Annotated in this window: 18 protein-coding genes, 1 CRISPR repeat array and 2 riboswitches (1 of these 21 running past the window's edge); of the genes, 10 read left to right on the top strand and 8 right to left on the bottom strand. The window is 41.9% G+C overall.

Annotation, left to right across the window (positions count from 1 at the left end; translation table 11 throughout):
- The first annotated feature begins 272 nt into the window (after nucleotides 1–272).
- Nucleotides 273–1,058: an RNA polymerase sigma factor SigF gene (locus LC608_RS09575; protein ID WP_229553316.1), complete on the top strand. Its 786-nt coding sequence runs from the start codon at nucleotides 273–275 to the stop codon at nucleotides 1,056–1,058.
- Nucleotides 1,059–1,108: 50 nt separating this feature from the next.
- Here the strand turns inward: LC608_RS09575 and bchD are convergent, their stop codons facing one another.
- Nucleotides 1,109–3,142, bottom strand: a complete 2,034-nt coding sequence (gene bchD, locus LC608_RS09570) for a magnesium chelatase ATPase subunit D (protein WP_229553315.1) — start codon at nucleotides 3,140–3,142, stop codon at nucleotides 1,109–1,111.
- A 98-nt stretch (nucleotides 3,143–3,240) separates the two neighbouring features.
- On the opposite strand from bchD, the gene LC608_RS09565 reads away from it, so the two are divergent.
- The 4 genes from LC608_RS09565 (at nucleotide 3,241) to rnc (ending at nucleotide 6,358) form a co-directional block, all read left to right on the top strand.
- Entirely contained in the window at nucleotides 3,241–3,828 is a 588-nt protein-coding gene (locus LC608_RS09565; protein ID WP_229553314.1) for a Uma2 family endonuclease, read from the top strand.
- A gap of 43 nt (nucleotides 3,829–3,871) precedes the next feature.
- On the top strand, nucleotides 3,872–4,480 hold the full coding sequence (locus LC608_RS09560; RefSeq protein WP_229553313.1) for a hypothetical protein: 609 nt from the start codon (nucleotides 3,872–3,874) through the stop codon (nucleotides 4,478–4,480).
- Between the two features lie 523 nt (nucleotides 4,481–5,003).
- A complete protein-coding gene (locus LC608_RS09555) occupies nucleotides 5,004–5,519 on the top strand; it encodes an NYN domain-containing protein (RefSeq protein ID WP_229553312.1) in 516 nt (171 codons plus the stop codon).
- A gap of 152 nt (nucleotides 5,520–5,671) precedes the next feature.
- A complete protein-coding gene (rnc, locus tag LC608_RS09550) occupies nucleotides 5,672–6,358 on the top strand; it encodes a ribonuclease III (protein ID WP_229553311.1) in 687 nt (228 codons plus the stop codon).
- Nucleotides 6,359–6,416: 58 nt separating this feature from the next.
- Here rnc and LC608_RS09545 read toward each other — a convergent pair whose 3' ends face one another.
- Nucleotides 6,417–7,607 (bottom strand): HAMP domain-containing sensor histidine kinase, encoded by a 1,191-nt coding sequence (locus tag LC608_RS09545; protein WP_229553310.1) that lies wholly within the window; start codon nucleotides 7,605–7,607, stop codon nucleotides 6,417–6,419.
- Between the two features lie 413 nt (nucleotides 7,608–8,020).
- Nucleotides 8,021–8,243, top strand: a riboswitch (cyclic di-AMP (ydaO/yuaA leader).
- 97 nt (nucleotides 8,244–8,340) lie between these two features.
- Between LC608_RS09545 and ntrB the strand changes: the two genes are divergently transcribed.
- From ntrB to LC608_RS09525, 4 genes are all read left to right on the top strand, one after another.
- On the top strand, nucleotides 8,341–9,192 hold the full coding sequence (gene ntrB, locus LC608_RS09540; protein WP_229553309.1) for a nitrate ABC transporter permease: 852 nt from the start codon (nucleotides 8,341–8,343) through the stop codon (nucleotides 9,190–9,192).
- A gap of 87 nt (nucleotides 9,193–9,279) precedes the next feature.
- Nucleotides 9,280–10,722 (top strand): ABC transporter substrate-binding protein, encoded by a 1,443-nt coding sequence (locus LC608_RS09535; RefSeq protein ID WP_229553562.1) that lies wholly within the window; start codon nucleotides 9,280–9,282, stop codon nucleotides 10,720–10,722.
- A 155-nt stretch (nucleotides 10,723–10,877) separates the two neighbouring features.
- A complete protein-coding gene (locus tag LC608_RS09530) occupies nucleotides 10,878–11,714 on the top strand; it encodes an ABC transporter ATP-binding protein (protein ID WP_229553561.1) in 837 nt (278 codons plus the stop codon).
- 38 nt (nucleotides 11,715–11,752) lie between these two features.
- Nucleotides 11,753–11,864, top strand: a riboswitch (cyclic di-AMP (ydaO/yuaA leader).
- A gap of 178 nt (nucleotides 11,865–12,042) precedes the next feature.
- Nucleotides 12,043–12,663: a universal stress protein gene (locus LC608_RS09525; protein ID WP_229553560.1), complete on the top strand. Its 621-nt coding sequence runs from the start codon at nucleotides 12,043–12,045 to the stop codon at nucleotides 12,661–12,663.
- Nucleotides 12,664–12,998: 335 nt separating this feature from the next.
- Here LC608_RS09525 and LC608_RS09520 read toward each other — a convergent pair whose 3' ends face one another.
- From LC608_RS09520 to LC608_RS09500, 5 genes are all read right to left on the bottom strand, one after another.
- Nucleotides 12,999–13,208, bottom strand: coding sequence for a high light inducible protein (locus LC608_RS09520; protein WP_229553308.1), 210 nt, complete (start codon nucleotides 13,206–13,208; stop codon nucleotides 12,999–13,001).
- A 142-nt stretch (nucleotides 13,209–13,350) separates the two neighbouring features.
- On the bottom strand, nucleotides 13,351–13,563 hold the full coding sequence (locus LC608_RS09515; RefSeq protein ID WP_229553307.1) for a high light inducible protein: 213 nt from the start codon (nucleotides 13,561–13,563) through the stop codon (nucleotides 13,351–13,353).
- 42 nt (nucleotides 13,564–13,605) lie between these two features.
- Complete coding sequence (locus tag LC608_RS09510; protein WP_229553306.1) at nucleotides 13,606–13,818, bottom strand: high light inducible protein; 213 nt, start codon at nucleotides 13,816–13,818, stop codon at nucleotides 13,606–13,608.
- Nucleotides 13,819–13,860: 42 nt separating this feature from the next.
- The gene (locus LC608_RS09505; protein ID WP_229553305.1) at nucleotides 13,861–14,073 is read right to left on the bottom strand and encodes a high light inducible protein; all 213 of its coding nucleotides are present in this window, start codon (nucleotides 14,071–14,073) and stop codon (nucleotides 13,861–13,863) included.
- Nucleotides 14,074–14,116: 43 nt separating this feature from the next.
- Nucleotides 14,117–14,329 (bottom strand): high light inducible protein, encoded by a 213-nt coding sequence (locus LC608_RS09500; RefSeq protein ID WP_229553304.1) that lies wholly within the window; start codon nucleotides 14,327–14,329, stop codon nucleotides 14,117–14,119.
- A gap of 738 nt (nucleotides 14,330–15,067) precedes the next feature.
- On the opposite strand from LC608_RS09500, the gene LC608_RS09490 reads away from it, so the two are divergent.
- Entirely contained in the window at nucleotides 15,068–18,211 is a 3,144-nt protein-coding gene (locus LC608_RS09490; RefSeq protein ID WP_229553303.1) for an MFS transporter, read from the top strand.
- A 207-nt stretch (nucleotides 18,212–18,418) separates the two neighbouring features.
- Here the strand turns inward: LC608_RS09490 and LC608_RS09485 are convergent, their stop codons facing one another.
- The gene (locus tag LC608_RS09485) at nucleotides 18,419–19,249 is read right to left on the bottom strand and encodes a dienelactone hydrolase family protein (protein WP_229553559.1); all 831 of its coding nucleotides are present in this window, start codon (nucleotides 19,247–19,249) and stop codon (nucleotides 18,419–18,421) included.
- 488 nt (nucleotides 19,250–19,737) lie between these two features.
- Nucleotides 19,738–20,242: direct repeats of the CRISPR family, unit length 37 nt; unit sequence ATTGCAATTCATCAAAATCCCTATTAGGGATTGAAAG; it runs 900 nt beyond the window's last position.

Genomic DNA, 20,242 nt, shown 5'->3' with positions numbered 1-20,242 from the left:
TATGCATTGTTCAGCATAAATAGCTAGTTTTTGTTGCAAAAGCTAAAGATTATGTGTCATTGAAGAGTTATGTAAAAAATAGAAACAACCTGCAACAGAGATGTTATCAAAATCATGCGTATAAATACTGAATTGTAGAGTTAGACTCCTCACAAGTTCAGTGAAACGACGATAGCTTATTCTTCCCTGACTAAGCAAAATAATAACAGCTTAGAAGAAAATATACGCAACTCCATTATCTCAGGAATAGGAGTTACAACAAGGGAATGTATATGGCAACAAGTGAGTCCTCTTTACGAACTGATGGTATAGAATTATTACACTTGTACCACCAGAATCCTTCTATTAAACTTCGTAATAAACTTGTACAGTTACATACCGGCTTAGTGCGGAAGATGGCTCATAAATTCAGCCATCAATGTAATGAACCTTATGAAGATTTAGAACAAATCGGTTATTTTGGTTTGATTAGGGCAATTGAGCGTTTCGACCCTAGCCAAGGATATGCTTTTAGTTCCTTTGCTGTGCCATACATTCGCGGTGAGATGCTGCACTTTTTGCGCGATCGCAGTACTCTATTAAAAATTCCCCGTCGTTGGCAAGAATTATATAATGAAGGGCAAAAGATTCGCAAGGACTTGGTAATGTCTTTAGGTCGCCAGCCCAAGGATACTGAAATTGCCAGCCACCTGCGGGTATCTGTGCAAGAATGGCAAGAAACCAAGTTAGCTGCTCAAAATCGGATGCCTTTGAGTTTAGATGCAACCGCAGTTAACTATGTTGATTGCCAAATAACCTTGGGTGAAGCACTTCCTTGTCCTCGTTCTCATGTTCTTCTGCAACAAGAAGAAGAACGCCAACAACTCCAAGGCGCAATAAATATGCTGGAAGAAAAGCCTCGGATGGCAGTTGAAATGGTATTTTTGAAAGAACTTTCTCGCAAGGATGCTGCTAAGAATATTGGCACTAGTCCAATGACGGTAACGCGGTATCTGCAAAAGGGAATCCAAGATTTGATTTGCTATTTGCAACCACAGGTAATGCCCACTGGATCGTAGTCGTGCTGAGTCAAAAATCCAATGACTAATGACCAATGACAAATGACTAATTATCGAGATTTTAAATCAGCGATCGCACCTTTGGTCATGGCAGCAATAGCTTGATCTGTCGCTTTTGGCAAATGATAATATTTACCGCCTGCTGTTTGCGATAATTCTTTAGCAAAGCCAGTAGACACAAATTTACTTTCTGTATCAATTACTAATAGTTGCATCCCCAGAGAACGAATTCTAGCAGCAATTTCTAATAATTCTCCTTTGATATCTGGCTTTTCTCCTGGTTCTAGCTGTTCACCCAAAGAACGCGCTAAGGGAATATTACCCCGCCCATCGGTGATTGCTACAAGGACAACTTGCCCAATATCGCCACTCATCTGAGCATTTAAGCCGACGCGCACAGCTTGAGTTAAACCATGCGCTAAGGGCGAACCCCCACCACAGGGCAACCTTTCCAAACGGTTACGCGCCAAAGCAATAGAACGTGTTGGAGGCAATAATACCTCCGCTTGTTCTCCCCGGAAGGGAATTAATGCTATTTGGTCGCGGTTTTGATAAGCTTCTGTCAAGAGTTGCATCACCGCACCTTTAGCCGATTGCATTCGATTCAGGGCCATTGAGCCAGAAGCATCTACTACAAATACTACCAACGCCCCCGCTTTCCGTACCAGGCGTTTCGAGCGAATATCAGGCTGTTCGACAATAACTTTTCTATCTGGTTGTCTTTCTCTTCGTGCTTTTTGATAAGGAGCAGCTGCTCTCAAGGTAGCATCTACTGCAATGCGTCGCGCTTTCCCTTTGGGCAACATCGGCTTAATGTAGCGTCCCCTGTCATCGGAAAAGATGACGCTGCGACTACCTGATTTACCTTGCCGCTTCGCCATTTGAGTAAAATACAGCACGTTGTCATCAAGAATTACCCCTTCTGGATCAAAGATAAATTCTTCCGGGATGCTGGGGGGTTCTTGCTCTTGATTCTCTTCCTGTTCTTCTTCTTCTTCTTGTTCCTCTTCTGATTCGTCTTGGGGTTCTTCTTGATTCTGTTGCGGTGGCGGTGGCGGAGGTGGTGGTGATTGTTCGGGTGGCGGTGTCTGCACAACTGTGGCGCGTGGTACAATCACCAATTCCACAGCACGGCGCAAATCTTCGGCATTAACTGTTGTTCGTCCCTCCAAAGCCGCAGCAGCTTTAGCAACCCGGGCGGCGAATAACTCGGCGCGATGTCCTTGAACTCCACCGCGAAGGGCCTCATCTACCAAGTAGGCTATTTGTTCATGGGTGATGATGACTTCTTTCAACCATTCCCGTGCCAAGATGATTTGGGTTTTGAGGGAGTCTAAATCTTCGTTGTACTGTTTGAGGAAGTCTTGGGGAGATTTAGAATAAGCGATCGCTTGCTCTACTGCTTCTACTCTTTGATCTAAGCCGAGTACACCGTCAGCAGAGAGTGCGATCGCAATTCTATCTAGCAAATGCTCCCGTAATCCGCCTTCTTCTGGATTGTAGGTGGCAATAAATAGGGATTTGCACGGATGCTGAAAACTAATCCCTTCCCGTTCAATCTGGTTGCGTCCATCAGATAATACTGTTAGAAGCTGATTTGATATTTGGTCATCTAATAAATTAATTTCATCTACGTACAGTACACCCCGGTTTGCTGTAGCGAGTAATCCAGGCTGAAAAATGGTATCACCTTGTTTTACCGACTTTTCAACATCTACTGAACCTAATAGTCGGTCTTCTGTAATACCTAGAGGAATTTGTAAAAAAGGCGCGGGAATAATTTCGACGGGCACATCTTGAATATCTTTGTCTGCGTACTCCGCCAAAAGTTGATCATCCCATTCTTCGGGGTGGTTGGGGTCACAATTGCTTATTGAACCTTTGACAACTTCAATTGGCGGTAGTAGAGCGTGGATAGCACGAGCCATCACAGATTTTGCCGTACCGCGACGACCTGCGATCGCTACTCCTCCCAAACCAGGATCAACGGCTGCTAACAGCAAGGCTAATTTAATTGCTTCTTGACCGACTACAGCTGTCAAGGGAAAGGCAGTGATCGTGGGGTTGATACTAGGCGCAGGCATTGTTTGCTTTCATAGCGAGTCTCGGCCTTTAGCATACCAATTTCTGACGCATTTAGAATAAGTATTATGGATTATGGCAATGAGAGAAAGGTAAGGTTATGAGTATTGCTCAGGCTAAACGCTTCACACTGGATGAATATCACAGGCTTGGAGAATTGGGCTTTTTCCATGAAGATGACCACATTGAATTAATCAACGGGGAAATTATTGAAATGGCATCCAAAGGTAAAGCTCATGAAACTTGTTTAAGGAATTTGTGGAAGCAACTCCCAAAAGTTGTAGGAGATAGGGCAACTTTGCAATCTCAAGCTCCGATTACTTTGCCACCTAAGAGCGAACCTGAACCGGATTTTGCGATTGTTCAAAACCGAGATGATAATTATCTATCATCTCACCCTAAACCGACTGATGTGTTATTGGTGATAGAGGTTGCAGATTCTTCTTTAGCTTATGACCAAGATGTGAAAATCCCTCTCTATGCTAAAGCGGGTATTACTGATTATTGGATATTCAATTTATTCGATAATTATTTGGAAGCTTACAGGGAACCATATCAGGATAATCAAGGCAGATATGGTTATTCAAATAAGCGAATTTCATTGTCAAATGAGATAATAGCTTTTCCCTGCTTCCCTGATTTATCTCTTGATTTAGCTAGAGTATTTCCGCCAAAGCTGAATTTTTAAACTTTGTTATAGGATTCAGTCATAAGACAAAGGAGTAAGTTTTATGGCTTATAGTGATTTTAAACTTATTGAAGTTATTGATTCTTTTGGGTTAGCTATCCACGAATCATCTGGACTATTCGCAAATGTGCAGGAGCAAGAATGTAGTGATTTATTATCTACTATTCTTAAAGAAAATGTTGATTTAGCAGTAGCGATAAGTTCAGAAAAAGCTCGAAGTGAAATGATAATAAGTCCAATTTTATTAGAAATTAGACGCAAATTTAATTATGAAATCAGCTTTTTTTCGGGAGTTGATTTTACTGTTGATAGCCAGCGAGGATTAAACGGCTTTTGTGATTTTATTTTGAGTCTTTCTTCGGAGCAGTTGCTTGTACGCAGTCCAGTGATTGTCTTAGTAGAAAGTAAAAATGAGAATTTGAGGTCTGGTTTAGCCCAATGTATTGCCGAAATGGTAGCTGCTCAGTTATTTAACGAGAGAGGTGGAAATCAAATCAAAGCTATATATGGTGCTGTTACTATCGGTACTATCTGGCAATTTCTAAAACTTGAAGGGAATATAGTTTCGATTGATTTGAGTGAATATTATATAAAGGATATTAAGAGAATTTTAGGTATTTTGTATGGTGCGATCGCACAAAGTAAACCGTAAATTATTTATTAACTAAAAAAATAGTAGTTGTGAAAGAATACCATAGAAGACGATGTTTTACGACAAGCCGCTACGCGTCTACGCTTTTACGAAATCTTCATAAGTAACTTTATTGACATCCAGCATCAGCTATGACAATGTGTACTTAAGGCAGCAAAATAACCGCACTCTAAAGCGCAGGTTTTTGGTGTTGTCTCAGCAGCAGAATTCCTAGTTTCCTGCCGAGCTTCGTGTCATCCCTTCGGCTGATTATTTAGCAAAATGTCAAGTCAACTGATTGATTAGACTTTCAACGGGAAAACAAGATGTTTGGATGAATGTTCAGGGGAAAGGATAACGCGAAACTTGGTAGGAAGCCAGGAGTTCTACGGCTGAGACTTAAACCAAACGAAAGCGACGGTAGAAAGCTTTATTGCAGGGAAGTACTTTTTGAGTATAAATTCCTTGTATCAAGCTCTGCTACTTCTAGATGTGTGATTTGTTGAAGCTGTCCAGTCCATCAAAGAATACTGGATATACTACAATGCCACACGCTAATCAACATTCTAAAAAACAAACAAGCCAACAGCTACCTCTAATTTCCATTTATTGGGATTATCAAAATGCTAAATTAAGTCCATTTAAGGCTAAATCATTGCTAGATTTAGCAAAATCCAAAGGGTATGTAACTAGCACAAATGTCTACTACAATTCACAGCTACAAGAACAAGCTGCTGTAAAAAATGATTTAGGCAATCTTGGTTTTAACTGTCTTGATGTTCCGTGTCCTTTAAAAAATAGTGCAGATAACCAATTGATAGCAGACTGTTTAGAGGAGATTCACAGTAATAAATCTCCAGATATAATTATGCTCGTATCAGGAGATGGAGACTTTGTAAAACTGGTTCATAATCTGCAAAAATTGGGGAAACAAGCTATCATCCTTGCTCAAATAGGTAATGTAAAACAAAAGCTTAAAGAATTGGCTAATGAATTTTACTTTTTAGATGATTTACCACAGTTACCAAAATCCAGAATTATTTTGAATGAAGTTAGATAGACTGATAGATTAAAATAACTTAGAAAAACCCAGTTTCATCATCAAATGCGTTTTTCTAATAAACCGCAATTTGCGGTTTTTCCATGTTTGATTAAAAGTATGATTGTAAAGCTTTGTAACATTCAATTTATCCAACAAAACACAAGATAAAAATGCACAAGATTCTAATATTTCATAATGAAAAACTTCTACGCCATGCACTTACTCACCGTTCTTATGTCCATGAAAATCCCGGAGAAGGTGAACATAATGAACGCCTAGAATTCCTCGGTGATGCTTTGCTGAATTTCTTAAGTGGCGAATATCTATACAAGTGTCACCCAGAAATGGGAGAAGATGAATTAACCCGGCGGCGTTCGGCCCTGGTAGATGAAAAACAATTAGCAAAGTTCGCCGAGGAGGTAGGTTTGGACTTTAGGATGCGGTTAGGAAAAGGCGCAATTCGAGACGGAGGCTTCCAAAATCCTAATTTGCTTAGTAGCACCTTTGAAGCTGTACTTGGTGCTTACTATTTAGATAATGATTCCAATATTGAAACAGTTCGCGCAATTATAGAACCGTTATTTGATTCTGTAGATCCTAAGCATATAGTTGTGTCTCGTTCTAATGTAGACTCAAAAAATCGCTTTCAAGAATGGGTGCAACGCAACGTTACTCCAAATCCCCCCAAATATTTTACAGAGCAAATAGGAGGCCCTTCTCACGCGCCAGAATTCATCGCAAAAGTATTGGTAAATGAAAAATTTTACGGCGAAGGTAAAGGACGGAATAAAAAAGATGCTGAAAAAGCTGCTGCTGAGGATGCGCTAGATAAGTTGAAAAAACAAGGATTGTTGTAATAATGTTTTTTGATTTCACGCAAAGGCGCAAAGAAGAATTTTACGTCTTGGCGCGAAATCAACTTTCTATTTGTAAGGGCAAAATTACGGTGAAAGTAGAACCAACGCCTACTTCAGAGACTAGCTTAATTTCACCTTCGAGTAGTTTTACTAAGCGGGAGACGATCGCTAATCCCAATCCTGTACTATCAGGGAGATAGGGGCGATCGCTAAAACTTACGCGAAAGTAAGCTTCAAATATCTGGGCTTGGTTCTCTGGTGCAATGCCAATTCCAGTGTCAGAAACCGTGATCGCCCATTTTTGATTCTCCAACACCTGACTCATTATAATAATAGTCCCCGACTCTGTATAGCGAATTGCATTACTAATAAGATTTGTAACAATCTGTTGGCATTGAAAAGGATCTGTGATTATTTCTTTGGGAGCGCGATCGCAATCTACTAGGACTTTTAAATTTTTCCCACCAGCTAAAGGTTCCAACATTTCACATACATTATTAATTAATTCACGCACATCGGTGGGTGCTAGTTGGAGTTTTATCTGCCCTGCATCATGCCGCGAAAGTTCTAATACATCGTTGATCAGATGGAGTAACTGTCTACCGTTGCGTAACACGCGCTCAATATGTTCTAGATTGGTATAGTTGTCTTTTATCTCAGTCTTGCGCCGTTGTTGGCGCAAAAACAGATCCGAGTAACCAATAATGGAAGTTAAAGGATGTTTCAATTCGTGGGCTAGTTGCGAAAGATACTCTTGATTTGCACTAATCAAGCGTGTGAGTTCATCATTATGAAGTGTTAGTGATAACTGCAACTGGTGTAATTCTCGCAACCGCTCCTCAACATAACTCTTGAAACACCGAGCGATCGCTTCGTCCATGATAGCGTCAATCAAACGCATGGAACGAATTATCTGTACAGGTGTTCCCTCCATTAAATCTGGTTGTAGAGCATCAAATATTACTGTTCGCAGCAAATGATATTCTCTGGCAATTTCTGCTGGATCAAAGCCTTGTTCGGCTCGAATAGCTCCATGCTCAAAACTGGCAGTAACTATTGACTGAATATCATTATCCTGAGATTTTGAAAGTACTGTCACCATTGCTCTCAAAACATCAGGGATATGATCCTTTACTGCTGTGTAAGATAGGTCATCAGCACTTTCAATCCGTCTATCCTTGCGAACTGCTGCAATCCATTTGTCGAGGATGGTATCCGTTTTTTCAGCCAGTACTTGACTAAAATCCATTATGTTAAATTCAGCTAGGAGATAGATGAGTAAAGTTCCATATCCAATTAGTTTAGCGAGTGCAGGGAGTTTGTACCATATTTACTAATTTTATTCACCTACCAAAAGGAGTACATCGCCCATGTTCTTTTGTTTGCTGATTAACTAACTGTATCTAAAATTTTTCAGTATCATCTATTTTGTATTAAAAATATTAATCAAGCACGTAACATTCTTGATGCTTGGCTCAACTATATTATTTAGCAGTCCGTGTAAGGAGTTCACCACAACACGACTAAATTTACAGGTTTTATTTATTACAAAAACTTGCAAGCTAACACTTAATTATAGTATTAAAGTTAACAACATTTATCATAATACCAATGGCTTTTACTGAGCATTGATGTTATATTGTGCATAATTTAGTATCCATTAGAGTAAGTCAGCCTAATTCAGCGTGTCACAGTGCATAACGCTGGAGCGGAGGAACCAAATTGTGGGGCGTATCTCATAGAAAGTGACGAGTTCAGAGTGAGGATTTAGAAGTTAATAATACTTAACTCATAACTCATAACTCATAACTCATAACTTTCTTCAGAAGGGCATCTCTCAGCCCTAGCCCGTCAGCTAACTTCGTAGGCATTGAGAGGAGACTGAAGAGACGGCATTTTTATAATGTTCCGATCTCATCGGTGTCCAAGGCTGGTACTGCTCGGATTTTTTGTACCTGCACTTAAATCTGTTGAGGTCATAAATGATATTTCAATTAAATTTAGCAGCGATCGTAGCGATCGCTGGACAAGCTGCTTGGAAAAAGGCAAAACCTGTCGTCGTTAGAGACGTCTTCTTTCTACCTGTGTTGGGGTTCTTGGGAATAATTGTGCTGTGGTGGATTATTGCACTTGCCAACCATGAATTAATGCCCACCCCGCCAGAAGCGTTAATCGCTAATCTAGACTACATCTTAAATCCCTTCTACCAGCGAGGCCCGGGCAACTTAGGAATTGGTTGGCTGTTGATTGCAAGTCTGCGCCGGGTATTAATAGGCTTTTTGTTAGGTGCGGTAGTAGCGATTCCTTTGGGGTTTCTAATTGGTATGTCCAGACCGGCAATGCTAGCGCTCAATCCGATCATTCAAATTTTTAAACCTGTATCGCCCCTAGCTTGGCTGCCCATCGCCTTAGCAATTTTCAATTTAGCAGAACCTTCAGCAATTTTTGTCATCTTTATTACTTCCTTATGGCCGACAATTATTAATACCGCTTTAGGCGTTTCTAGCGTTCCCAAAGATTATTTAGATGTGGCACGAGTGCTAGAAATGCCCCGTTGGCGACGGATTACAAAAATCATTTGGCCTGCAAGTTTGCCGTATATTTTTACAGGTTTACGAATTAGTTTAGGCATAGCTTGGCTGGTAATAGTCGCCGTAGAAATGCTTACAGGCGGTATTGGTATCGGCTTTTTCGTCTGGGATGAATGGAGTCGCTTAAACCTGAGTTCAGTCTTTTTAGCTGTGTTGATAATTGGTGTAACTGGGTTAATCCTGGATTACGCCGTGGACAAAATCCAAGAATTAGTAACCCATCGCCCTAAAACTTCCAACTAACAAAATTCGGCTGCTATCAAAACAGCAAGATGTAACGTGACTCTGCGCCTGAAGCGTGAGCAATTAATCACCAATGGAGCTACAAAAATGGGTGATATTAACTGGACTCGGCGAGATATTATCAAGGGAATAGGAGCAACAACGGCAGGAATGGCGCTGTCTTCCTGTGGGATTTCAGGAGATAGATCAGCTAAAGGATTGACAGAAGAAGCTTTAGCTGTGCAACCAGTAGTTAAAAGCGGCGACCTAGAAAAAGCTGATATTACAGTTGGTTATGTTCCTGTTAATGATTGTGCGCCATTTGCGATCGCCTGGAAAAAAGGCTTCTTCCGCAAGTATGGTTTGAACGTTACACTCAACCGCGAAGCCAGTTGGGCCACCTCCCGCGATGGTTTAATTTTTGGTCGCCTGGATGCTTCACCTGTAGTATCTGGTGCAGTTACTAATGCGAGAATTGGTGCTGAAGGCGCACGCCACGCCCCCTTGTGTGCAGCCATGACCATACACCGCCACGGTAACGCCATGACAATGAACAAAGCCATGTGGGATTTTGGGCTACGTCCGTGGTACGAGTATCAAGAAAAATATGGCGATGGTGCTTTAGAAGCCTTTGGGCGCGATTTTCGAGGCTATTTTGACAAGCAACCGCCAGAAAACAGAGTTTGGGCGGTAGTATTAAGTTCCTCCATTTACGAATACTTTATCCGTTACTTATCCGCCGCCGCAGGTGTTGATCCCCTTAAAGAGTTTCGCGTCATCATCGTTCCGCCGCCCCAAATGGTAACAAACGTGCGGATTGGTGCAATGCAAGCTTACATGGTTGCAGAACCCTGGAATACACGGGCAATAACAGGTAATGAAAACATCGGCTTTACTTTCGCACAAGGTAAAGAAGTCTGGTTGGGACACCCAGATCGGCTTTTGGGAGTGATGCAATCTTTCATTGACCAATATCCCAAAACCTATCGTTCCCTAGTCAAGGCGATGATTGAAGCCTGTCAGTATTGCAGCAAAGCAGAAAACCGCCAAGAAGTAGCCGAACTGATAACAGACCGTTCCTTTACAGGTGCTAGACCTAAAAAGAAAAATGCCCCAATTGCGAAGTTTACAAGTCCGGGAATTCTCGGCAATTACAACTATGGCGGCTTTGACGGCAAAGACCGCACCATCAAAGCCGCCGACACCACGATTTTCTTCGATATTCCTGACAACCTTCCCAAACAGCCAGGAGAACACTCAACATTCTTATGGAGATCAAGAAGTATCTGGTTGATGACACAAGCCGCACGGTGGGGACAAATTAAGCAATTCCCCAAAAATGCTGATAAACTAGCCGAACTTGGTTGGAGAACAGATTTATATCGGGAGATAGCATCTGAAATGGGCATTCAGTGCCCCAAGGATGATTACAAGGTCGAGCCACCAGAAGTATTTATAGATAAGAAAGGCTTCGACCCCAGCGATCCTGTGGGTTATCTGAATAGTTTTGCCATCAGGGCTAACGCTCCCACTAACTTTTTCATGTCTTAAATCCCTGCCAATTTTGGATTTTAGATTTTGGATTTTGGTTCCTTGGTTTATGCTCTGCCTCAGCAGCCCTGCATTCTTTTGATCAGGAACAATCTAAAATTGCAAATCTAAAATTCAAAATTGATTGACTAAATTATTTCTGGAGCATTTCGATGATGGAATATACCTCATTACCTATTAATACCCAGACCGAAGTTATGTCCCGAACTGGGTTTTTAGAAATTGAAAATTTAGTCAAGTCTTATCCGACACCTGATAAAGATAACTTTGTCGTTTTAGATGGGGTTAATCTGACCATTGGTGAAGATGAATATATTTCTGTAATTGGTCACTCTGGTTGTGGAAAATCAACTCTACTAAAGATAGTAGCTGGTTTAGAAAAAGCCACTTCCGGCTCAGTACGGCTAGATGGAAAAGAAATTCATAAGCCAGGAGCCGAACGGATGATGGTATTTCAGAATTATTCGCTGTTACCTTGGTTAACTGTGCGAGAAAATATCCGTTTAGCTGTGGATGAAGTGCTAAAAAATGCTAATCGGGCTGAGAAAATTAGCATTGTAAATCAACACTTGGCAATGGTAAACTTGACGGCGGCGGCTGACAAATATCCTGATGAAATCTCTGGAGGGATGAAACAACGAGTAGGTATTGCCAGAGCTTTAGCAATTCGTCCTAAAATGTTGCTGATGGATGAACCTTTTGGGGCGCTAGATGCACTAACTCGTGGCAAATTACAGCGCCAGGTATTGGATATTTGGGAAAATAATCGTCAGGCAGTAATGATGATTACCCACGATGTTGATGAAGCAATTTATATGTCCGATCGCATCGTCTTGATGACCAATGGCCCAGCTGCTAGTATAGGAGAGATATTAGAAGTTCCTTTTGAGCATCCACGCGATCGCGCGGCCATGCGAAACTCAAAAGAATATTTTGATCTCCGCAATCACGCTCTGAATTTCCTTGATCGATATTTTGCCCAAGACGAGTAAATTAGATTATCATTTTTTTTAGTGGGTAGCCTAATTCAAATTCATGAAAGCTGAATTTGGAACGGAGGAACCAATGTTTGGGGCTAATCTTACGAGAGACACCTTCCAGTCTTAGCCCGTCAGCTAACTCCGTAGGCAATGGAAGGAACCCCCAACAGTTTGGCTGTAATACAGTTATTATTGGGGTTTCCTTGATTGATTTAAGATTTTAAATTTTGGTTATCGTCACTCAATCTAAAATCCAAAATCCAAAATCTCAAATTGATCGCCCTGCTTCTCATTGTAAATTCATTTCATTGGGAGAAGTAAAGCTGTGCAAATTAAGCCAATGTTAGCACGTCTGCAAAGTGCCACAGGCCGAGATGACTTAATTGAACAAATGGTACTATTGCCAGAACCAAAAAAACCTTTTTCTAAAAAACCTCAACAAGCAAAAGCAGTTAATTTAATTGTTGCTTATGACGCATCTCCTAACAGTCATACGGCGCTAGATATTGCCTTTTGGATTGCCCATCAAACGCGTTTAGCTACTAATGCAGAAGTCACAGTTCAAGCCGTTTATGTGCTAGAAAACAATTCAAAAAGCCAGTATTCAAATGTCTTGAGCTTACCAACACAACAGCCTCAATTTGAGTGCCAAATCAATGAAATATCACAGTCTACCACACAGGTATTAACTCAACCCCAATTGCAGGCAGTGGTAACTCCCCTGCAAAAAGCAGATATAATTCTCTGGCAAGCTCGAAGTCTGGCTGAAGAATGGCAAGGTTGTTTCAAATCTCATTTACGGTTTGGCTGCATTTCTACAGAACTGAACAAAGTTGTTGAATCAGAAGGTGCTGATATTCTGTTTCTCGGTTGCAATTCTGTCAATCATCCGATGATTGAGGCACTAGGTTCTAATTTCCCCTGCGCTGTTTTGGGTATTCCTAGTTGTATTGATGAATAATCACTGTTAAGAATTTCAGTAATTTTTATCTAATTGTAATTATAAAAAAGTCACCTATAACTAGGTGACTTTTTTCGCTACGATCAACATGGACACCGGATATCGTTTAAAATTTTTTACACTATGTTATGGCAACTTGCAGCTTCAGCTTTATATATATTTGCTCGGTTTTTCCTCTAAATAAAGAAAAGCATGAATAGACAATTCATGCTTGGAAAATAAACTTTTTATAGTTCTAAATTCAGTTTCAGTGAGGAGTTAATAATTATCAGCTTTGAGTTATAAATTAATAGTTGATTTAAAACTCATCACTACTAACTCCTCACTTATCGTTACTAACTAACGATGTGTAGTACGTCACGAACAACGCTATAGCCAGCTAAATCCCAAAGTAAATAGGCAAGAAAGCCAATTGCTGCCAAGCGACCATTCCAAATTTCGGTTTGGGGAGTCAAGCCAAACAAAAATGCATTGCGATCTACGCCGTTGTATTCTGCTGCAACAGGTGGTAAATCAGTAGAAGGACGAGTCTCTTTAGTTGCCATTTTTTTCTCCAATATTTAGTAATTTTTCAAATGTCTAATGTTCTAGTACAGGTCGGCGGAAATAAACCTACCATTTAAAATAGCCAGAAAGGCTAAAATTAAAGCTTTTTGACTTTTGACTTTTGACTTCCGCTTTGCGGTACTAGTAGCTAACTAAGTGCAATACATCACGAAGAACGCTATAGCCTGCTAAATCCCACAATAGATAAGCTAGAAAACCAATTGCTGCAAAGCGACCATTCCAAATTTCGGCTTGAGGTGTCCAGCCAAACAGAAATGCATTTCGATCTACACCGTTGTATTCGGCTGCAACAGGTGGTAAATCAGTAGAGGGACGAGTTCCTTGAGTTGCCATTTTTTTCTCCGATATCTAGTAATGTTTCAGGTGTTAAATGTTCTAGTAGCCAACTATGTGTAGAACGTCACGAAGAACGCTATAGCCTGCTAAATCCCACAATAGATAAGCTAGAAAACCAATTGCTGCAAAGCGACCATTCCAAATTTCGGCTTGAGGTGTCCAGCCAAACAGAAATGCATTTCGATCTACACCGTTGTATTCTGCTGCAACAGGTGGTAAATCAGTAGAGGGACGAGTTCCTTGAGTTGCCATTTTTTTCTCCGATATCTAGTAATGTTTCAGGTGTTAAATGTTCTAGTAGCCAACTATGCGTAAAACGTCACGAACAACGCTATAGCCTGCTAAATCCCACAATAAATAAGCTAGAAAACCAATTGCTGCAAAGCGACCATTCCAAATTTCGGCTTGAGGTGTCCAGCCAAACAGAAATGCATTTCGATCTACACCGTTGTATTCTGTTGCAACAGGTGGTAAATCTGTAGAAGGACGAGTTCCTTGAGTTGCCATTTTTTTTCTCCGATATCTAGTAATGTTTCAGGTGTTAAATGTTCTAGTAGCCAACTATGCGTAAAACGTCACGAACAACGCTATAGCCTGCTAAATCCCACAATAGATAAGCTAGAAAGCCAATTGCTGCAAAGCGACCATTCCAAATTTCGGCTTGAGGTGTCCAGCCAAACAGAAATGCATTTCGATCTACACCGTTGTATTCTGTTGCAACAGGTGGTAAATCTGTAGAAGGACGAGTCTCTTGAGTTGCCATTTTTTTCTCCGATATCTAGTAATGTTTCAGGTGTTAAATGTTCTAGTAACTAACTAAGCGTAAAACGTCACGAACAACGCTATAGCCTGCTAAATACCAAAATAAATAGGCAAAAAAGCCAATTATTGCAAAATGACCGTTCCGAATTTCGGCTTGAGGAATCTAGTCAAACAGAATTTAATTGCGATATTTGCCATTCCATTCTGTTGGAAATAGTGGCAAATTTCTGGAATAACGAGTTGCCATTATTTTTTTATCCTCAACGATTCATTTGTTAACTTTAATGTAGCTGTTTATAACTAGACTTATTTCTGTCTCTGGGTACAAACCGCAGACACTTCTTCTGGACGATTATCAGAAACGTATTTTTTTAGACAAATCCACCTTGAGGGGGTGACTAAAAGCAAATATGTAACAGAATGTAAAGACGCTATAAAAAAACTATAATTCAAAAAGAATCAATCGCTACAAATAAGCAATTCAAAAGTAAAAATTAGCTATACATAATTAAGAGCAGATGGTAATTTGATTAAGATTCTCACCGAAGGAGAATAAAAGTTATATCTTTCGCTGGATACATTTTTCAATCTTTAGAGAGATGCTTTAAATAGCCAAATTCCACGATTCTGAGCTAATGAGTTAGGTATTGCCATAGGTACAAACATACATAAATACTAAGAGTTGCTTCTCAAGAAAATCTTAATTCCCCAAATTTAAACCTTTGAAGAAGGAAATACAATGTTCCAAAGTACGGAAATCATGATGGGACTCTACAAACCACTATTGTGGGTAGCACAGACTCGATCACCATCATTAGATACCTCAAACGTCACGCCAGCACAGGCATCGGCTCTCATTTCCGGGCCGCACTTTTTTGTGGCCTTAATCTCCGGCGTGATCCTAGCCTTTGCTTTCCAATTAGTTCTAACTAATTTATCCCTTGCAGCCGGTATTTCCTATCTGGGGCACTCATCTGACTCGGATTCAGATACTTCAGATACTGGGGAAGCCGGAAGTATGGGCGGTAACATTCGCAAAATTGGCACCGCAGTGGGGTTGTGGACATTAGTCACTGTGAGCGTCGCCTTATTAATTGCTTGTTTTCTCGCGGTTAAATTGAGCCAGGAAATCTTTAGCCCAGGATTGGGAGCGATTCTCGGTTTGGTAATTTGGGGTGCTTACTTTTTGCTCCTCGTCTGGGTAAGTTCCACCACCGTAGGTTCCTTAATTGGTTCAGTTGTCAATACGGCAACTTCCGGTTTTCAGGCAATTATGGGCACAGCCACCGCCGCACTGGGCGCAAAGGCTGTCAATAACCAAGTTGTAGCGACAGCTGAGGCCGCCGCCGCCGCCGTCCGCCGGGAACTAGGAAGCGCTATCGACCCTGGAAGTATCCGCGAGAATATAGAGGATTACTTAGAAAAGATCCGTCCTCCAGAGCTAGATTTGTCAAAAATTCGGAGTGACTTTGAAAATTTACTCAACGATCCGCAATTAAAAGCGATCGCAGGGACTTCAGATATTCGCAACATCGACCGCCAGAAGTTTATCGAGTTAGTCAGCAGCCGCACCGACCTTTCCAAAAAAGATGTTAGCCGGATTGCTGATACGTTGTATAAAGTTTGGCAGCAAGTCGTGAGTCAGCAATCACCCACCGAAGACCGTCTGGGTGAGTTGATGGATTATCTGAAATCACTTCCAGCAGGACAAAACAAAACAGATGAACTCAACGCCAAACTGGATCGGTTATTAGCAGAACAGGGTGGTTCCAAAGAGGCTGACCAAAACCAAAAGCCAGCCCCTGGCCCAATGCAAAGTACAATCCAGCAAGCACTATCCGCTTTAACCGCCACTGTGATGGGACGAGCAGATTTGCCTGATTTGGATGTGGAAAAAATCTTGCGTAGTCTCACCACCGCCAAAGATAAAGTCACCCAACAAGCAGATAAGCTAGGGTTGCCAACACCATCACAACCCTATAGCCCAATTCGGGCTGATATTGAAAACTATCTGCACAACACTTATGCTTGGCAACTGAGCCAAGAAAAAATTGCCCAAGAATTTCGTGATGTCCTCTACGACCCAGCAGCTGACCCTGGAATAGTCCGCAGGGAACTAGAACGACTATCCCGTAACGATTTCGTCAATATCTTGCAACAACGCGGACTCCTTACCCAAGCCCAAATTCAGCGCATTGCAGATCAGTTAGATATTGTCCGCAAAGATGTACTAGTGATAGTTACAGGTATTGAAGAAAGAGAGATAGTCCAAGATTTGCAACGGGCAGTGGAAAGTTATCTGCTGGTTACTCCGAAAGCCGATTTGACAGCAGAAGGTATTGAGCAAACTTTCAAACCACTGTTGCAAGACCCAGATGCAGATTATGAAGCCCTGACATTGCGACTAGCCCACCTTGATCGTCAGGAAATACGGGCGGTATTGCTGCAACGTAATGATGTGCAACTATATGAAGTAGACAGCATTCTCGATGAGTTGGAAAAACAACGCGATCGCGTCCTGGTAGAATCCAAAGGGCTAGCAGAACAGGCGCAATATCAAGCAGAAACCCTGTGGCTGAATGTAGAATCATATCTGCGTAATACAGGAAAATCGGAACTGAATCCTGATGCCATCCGCGCGGAGTTTAAAAAGCTACTAGAAGATCCCCAAGCTGGAATTAGCTCAATTCGGGCGCGTTTGTCTCGCTTTGACCGCGATACCTTGGTACAATTGTTGAGTCAACGGCAAGATTTGAGTGAAGATCAAGTTAATCAAACCATCAATGCTGCTGAGGAGTCGTGGCATAGTATTCGCCACACACCCCAAGCTGTAGTGGATAAAGCTAAAGAGCAATACGACTCTGTTACTACCACGATCGCAGATTATCTGCGGAATACTGGTAAACAAGAATTGAACCCAGAAGGTATTGGGCGAGATTTGACCAGATTGTTTGAAAATCCCAAAGAGGGAGCCGTAGCACTGCGCCGTCGGTTGTCGCAGGTAGACCGAGATACACTGGTGAAGTTACTCAGTCAACGTAAAGACTTGAGTGAAGGACAAGTCAATGAAATCATTGATTCCATGCAAACTTCGATTCGCAACTTTGTACGTGCGCCTCGTCGTTTAGCTACCCGCACACAGCAAAGAGCGGAAACATTCAAAGCTTATGTAGAAGAGTATTTGCGTCAAACAGGCAAGGAAGAACTTAATCCTGAAGGTATTAAACGCGACTTGCAATTATTGTTGCACGATCCGCGAGCTGGGGTAGAAACTTTTAGCGATCGCCTTTCCCATTTTGACCGTTCTACCATCATCGCCCTGCTGAAAATTCGGGAAGATATTTCCGATGAAGAAGCGACGCGGATTGCCGATAATATTGTGTCCGTAAGGGAGCAATTTGTAGAACAAGTGCGGAATATCCAACGAGGCATTCAAGATGCAATTGATGGGGTTTTTGCCCGCATTCGTAACTATCTAAACTCGTTGGATCGCCCGGAACTTAACTACGATAATATCAAGCGCGATGTTCGCACATTTTTTGACGATCCCCAAGCAGGGTTTGATGCTCTGCGCGATCGCCTGTCTGCTTTTGACCGTGATACCCTGGTAGCAATAATGAGTTCTCGTGAGGACATCTCTGAGGAAGATGCCAACCGGATCATTGACCAAATTGAACGGGCCCGCAATACAGTATTGCAACGTGCAGAACGCATACAGCATGAAGCCCAACGCCGCCTAGAACAGGTGAAGCATCAAGCACAACGGCAAGCGGAGGAAACCCGCAAAGCCGCAGCTTCAGCAGCTTGGTGGCTGTTTGCCACAGCAACCGTCTCCGCAGTTTTCTCTGCATTAGGAGGAGTGATTGCTGTAGCTACCCAATAAATTGATAAGTTTTCTCCGCTAATTTTAAGCCTCCCATCGCGGGAGGCTTTTTTTTGTTTTGCAGACTTACCAAAGAGGCAGGGGAGCAGGGGGAAGGGGGCAGGGAGAAAGATACTGGAATTAGCCTGCCACAAGGGTTAGAGAGCAACTACATTCATGTATGGGGATTCCCCCCTGCTCCCTGCCCCCTGCCCCTTTTCCTGTTTTTTACACGCCATTTTCCTTAAACCATGCCAAAAGCCGTTTCCAACCGTCCTTAGCATCTTTCTCGCGGTAAGAGGGGCGATAATCGGCAAAAAAAGCGTGGGGTGCATCGGGGTAGACGATGATTTCAGATTTACTGCTGCTAGACTTTAAGCGATCGCGCATCTGCTCTACTGTATCAACGGGAATACCTGTATCCTTCCCACCATAGAGTCCGAGAATGGGGACTGTCAGTTTTGATGCAATATCGACGGGATACTTGGGCTGAAGTTCGGTAGCATCGCCCACAAGTCGGCCATACCACGCCACACCAGCCTTCACCTTGGGATTGTGTGCTGCGTATAACCAGGTAATGCGGCCGCCCCAGCAAAAGCCTGTAATCCCCAATTTATCGGCATTACCTTTAGCTGATTTCACAGCCCAGTTTACCGTCGCATCAAGATCGGATAACACTTGGGCATCTGGCACTTTGGCGACAATTGGGCGAATTTCGTCTATGTTGCTTAACTTAGTGACATCGCCTTGACGGATAAATAATTCGGGTGCGATCGCTAAATACCCCAACTGGGCAAAGCGACGAGTGACATCCTGAATATGCTCATGTACACCAAATATTTCCTGAATTACCAGAACAATTGGGAAATTTTTACCAGTCGCAGGTACTGCTCTATAGGCAGGAATTTCGCCATCTTTGACGGGAATTTTCACCGCACCAGCTATCAACCCCTTAGCATCGGTGCTGATGACTTGAGCAGAAATGGGTTGCACTGCCAGGGCAAAACCCGTCGCCACGGTGGCTGTTGCGATAAATTTGCGGCGTGTTATTTCTTTCATCATCTCTACCTTGAATTGGCGAAAACTTATATTCTTTGTTATACGTACAGTAATACGATAACAAATACTACTATTTATGAATCAGTATACCGTCATATTAGCTTCGTTTGCTGTCCAAGGGTTCTTTCTCTGTGGCTGTTGTCAGGGAAAAGTCGGACGTATTGGCAAAGAAAAGCTATAGGACTAAACAATTTTCTGTGCTAAGTTCCCTTATAGTTAGGTTTCTGTATGGTCAAATGCGCGGTAGGGTAGGTGTACAAATTCCACAGCCGAAAAAAAGTGCTTCTATCTCAACCCCAGCAAGCATTTCACCGCACTAACGCCCAATTTTCACTCGCGCAAGCTCTAAAATCCTTACAATAAGTAGGTTTCAGCCTTCAACCTTTCCCGATACTCTTTCCAAACGAATTCTCTAATGCTATGATTGCTCTTGAATCGCGCAACCGCACCTTGAAAACTAAATATAGCTTGGGTTTCAGGCTCGCGCTATTGCAATTCATCAAAATCCCTATTAGGGATTGAAAGAAGTTGGTACTGAATCAACTTTACTTGACAATGAAATTGCAATTCATCAAAATCCCTATTAGGGATTGAAAGGTTTCATAGCATTAAGAAACTCACGGGAATAACGATTGCAATTCATCAAAATCCCTATTAGGGATTGAAAGATAACGCGACTTGCTAAGGTGAGATTGCGGCTTGCATTGCAATTCATCAAAATCCCTATTAGGGATTGAAAGGACATAACTTGCATAATAACGCCCAATCCTATAAAATTGCAATTCATCAAAATCCCTATTAGGGATTGAAAGAAAGGATAGATAAATTGAGAATATCAATGTGGAAGTATTGCAATTCATCAAAATCCCTATTAGGGATTGAAAGAACCGCAAACTTACCCAGTCGGACATAGCGAAAATATTGCAATTCATCAAAATCCCTATTAGGGATTGAAAGATTATAAGGCACTGCGTCTACTCCATTTCTTCCGAT

Source organism: Nostoc sp. XA010, assembly GCF_020829625.1.
In the GTDB taxonomy this organism is placed as follows: domain Bacteria; phylum Cyanobacteriota; class Cyanobacteriia; order Cyanobacteriales; family Nostocaceae; genus Nostoc.
Note: the sequence above shows the minus strand (reverse complement) of the source record. Positions and strands in the feature narration are given on the sequence as shown.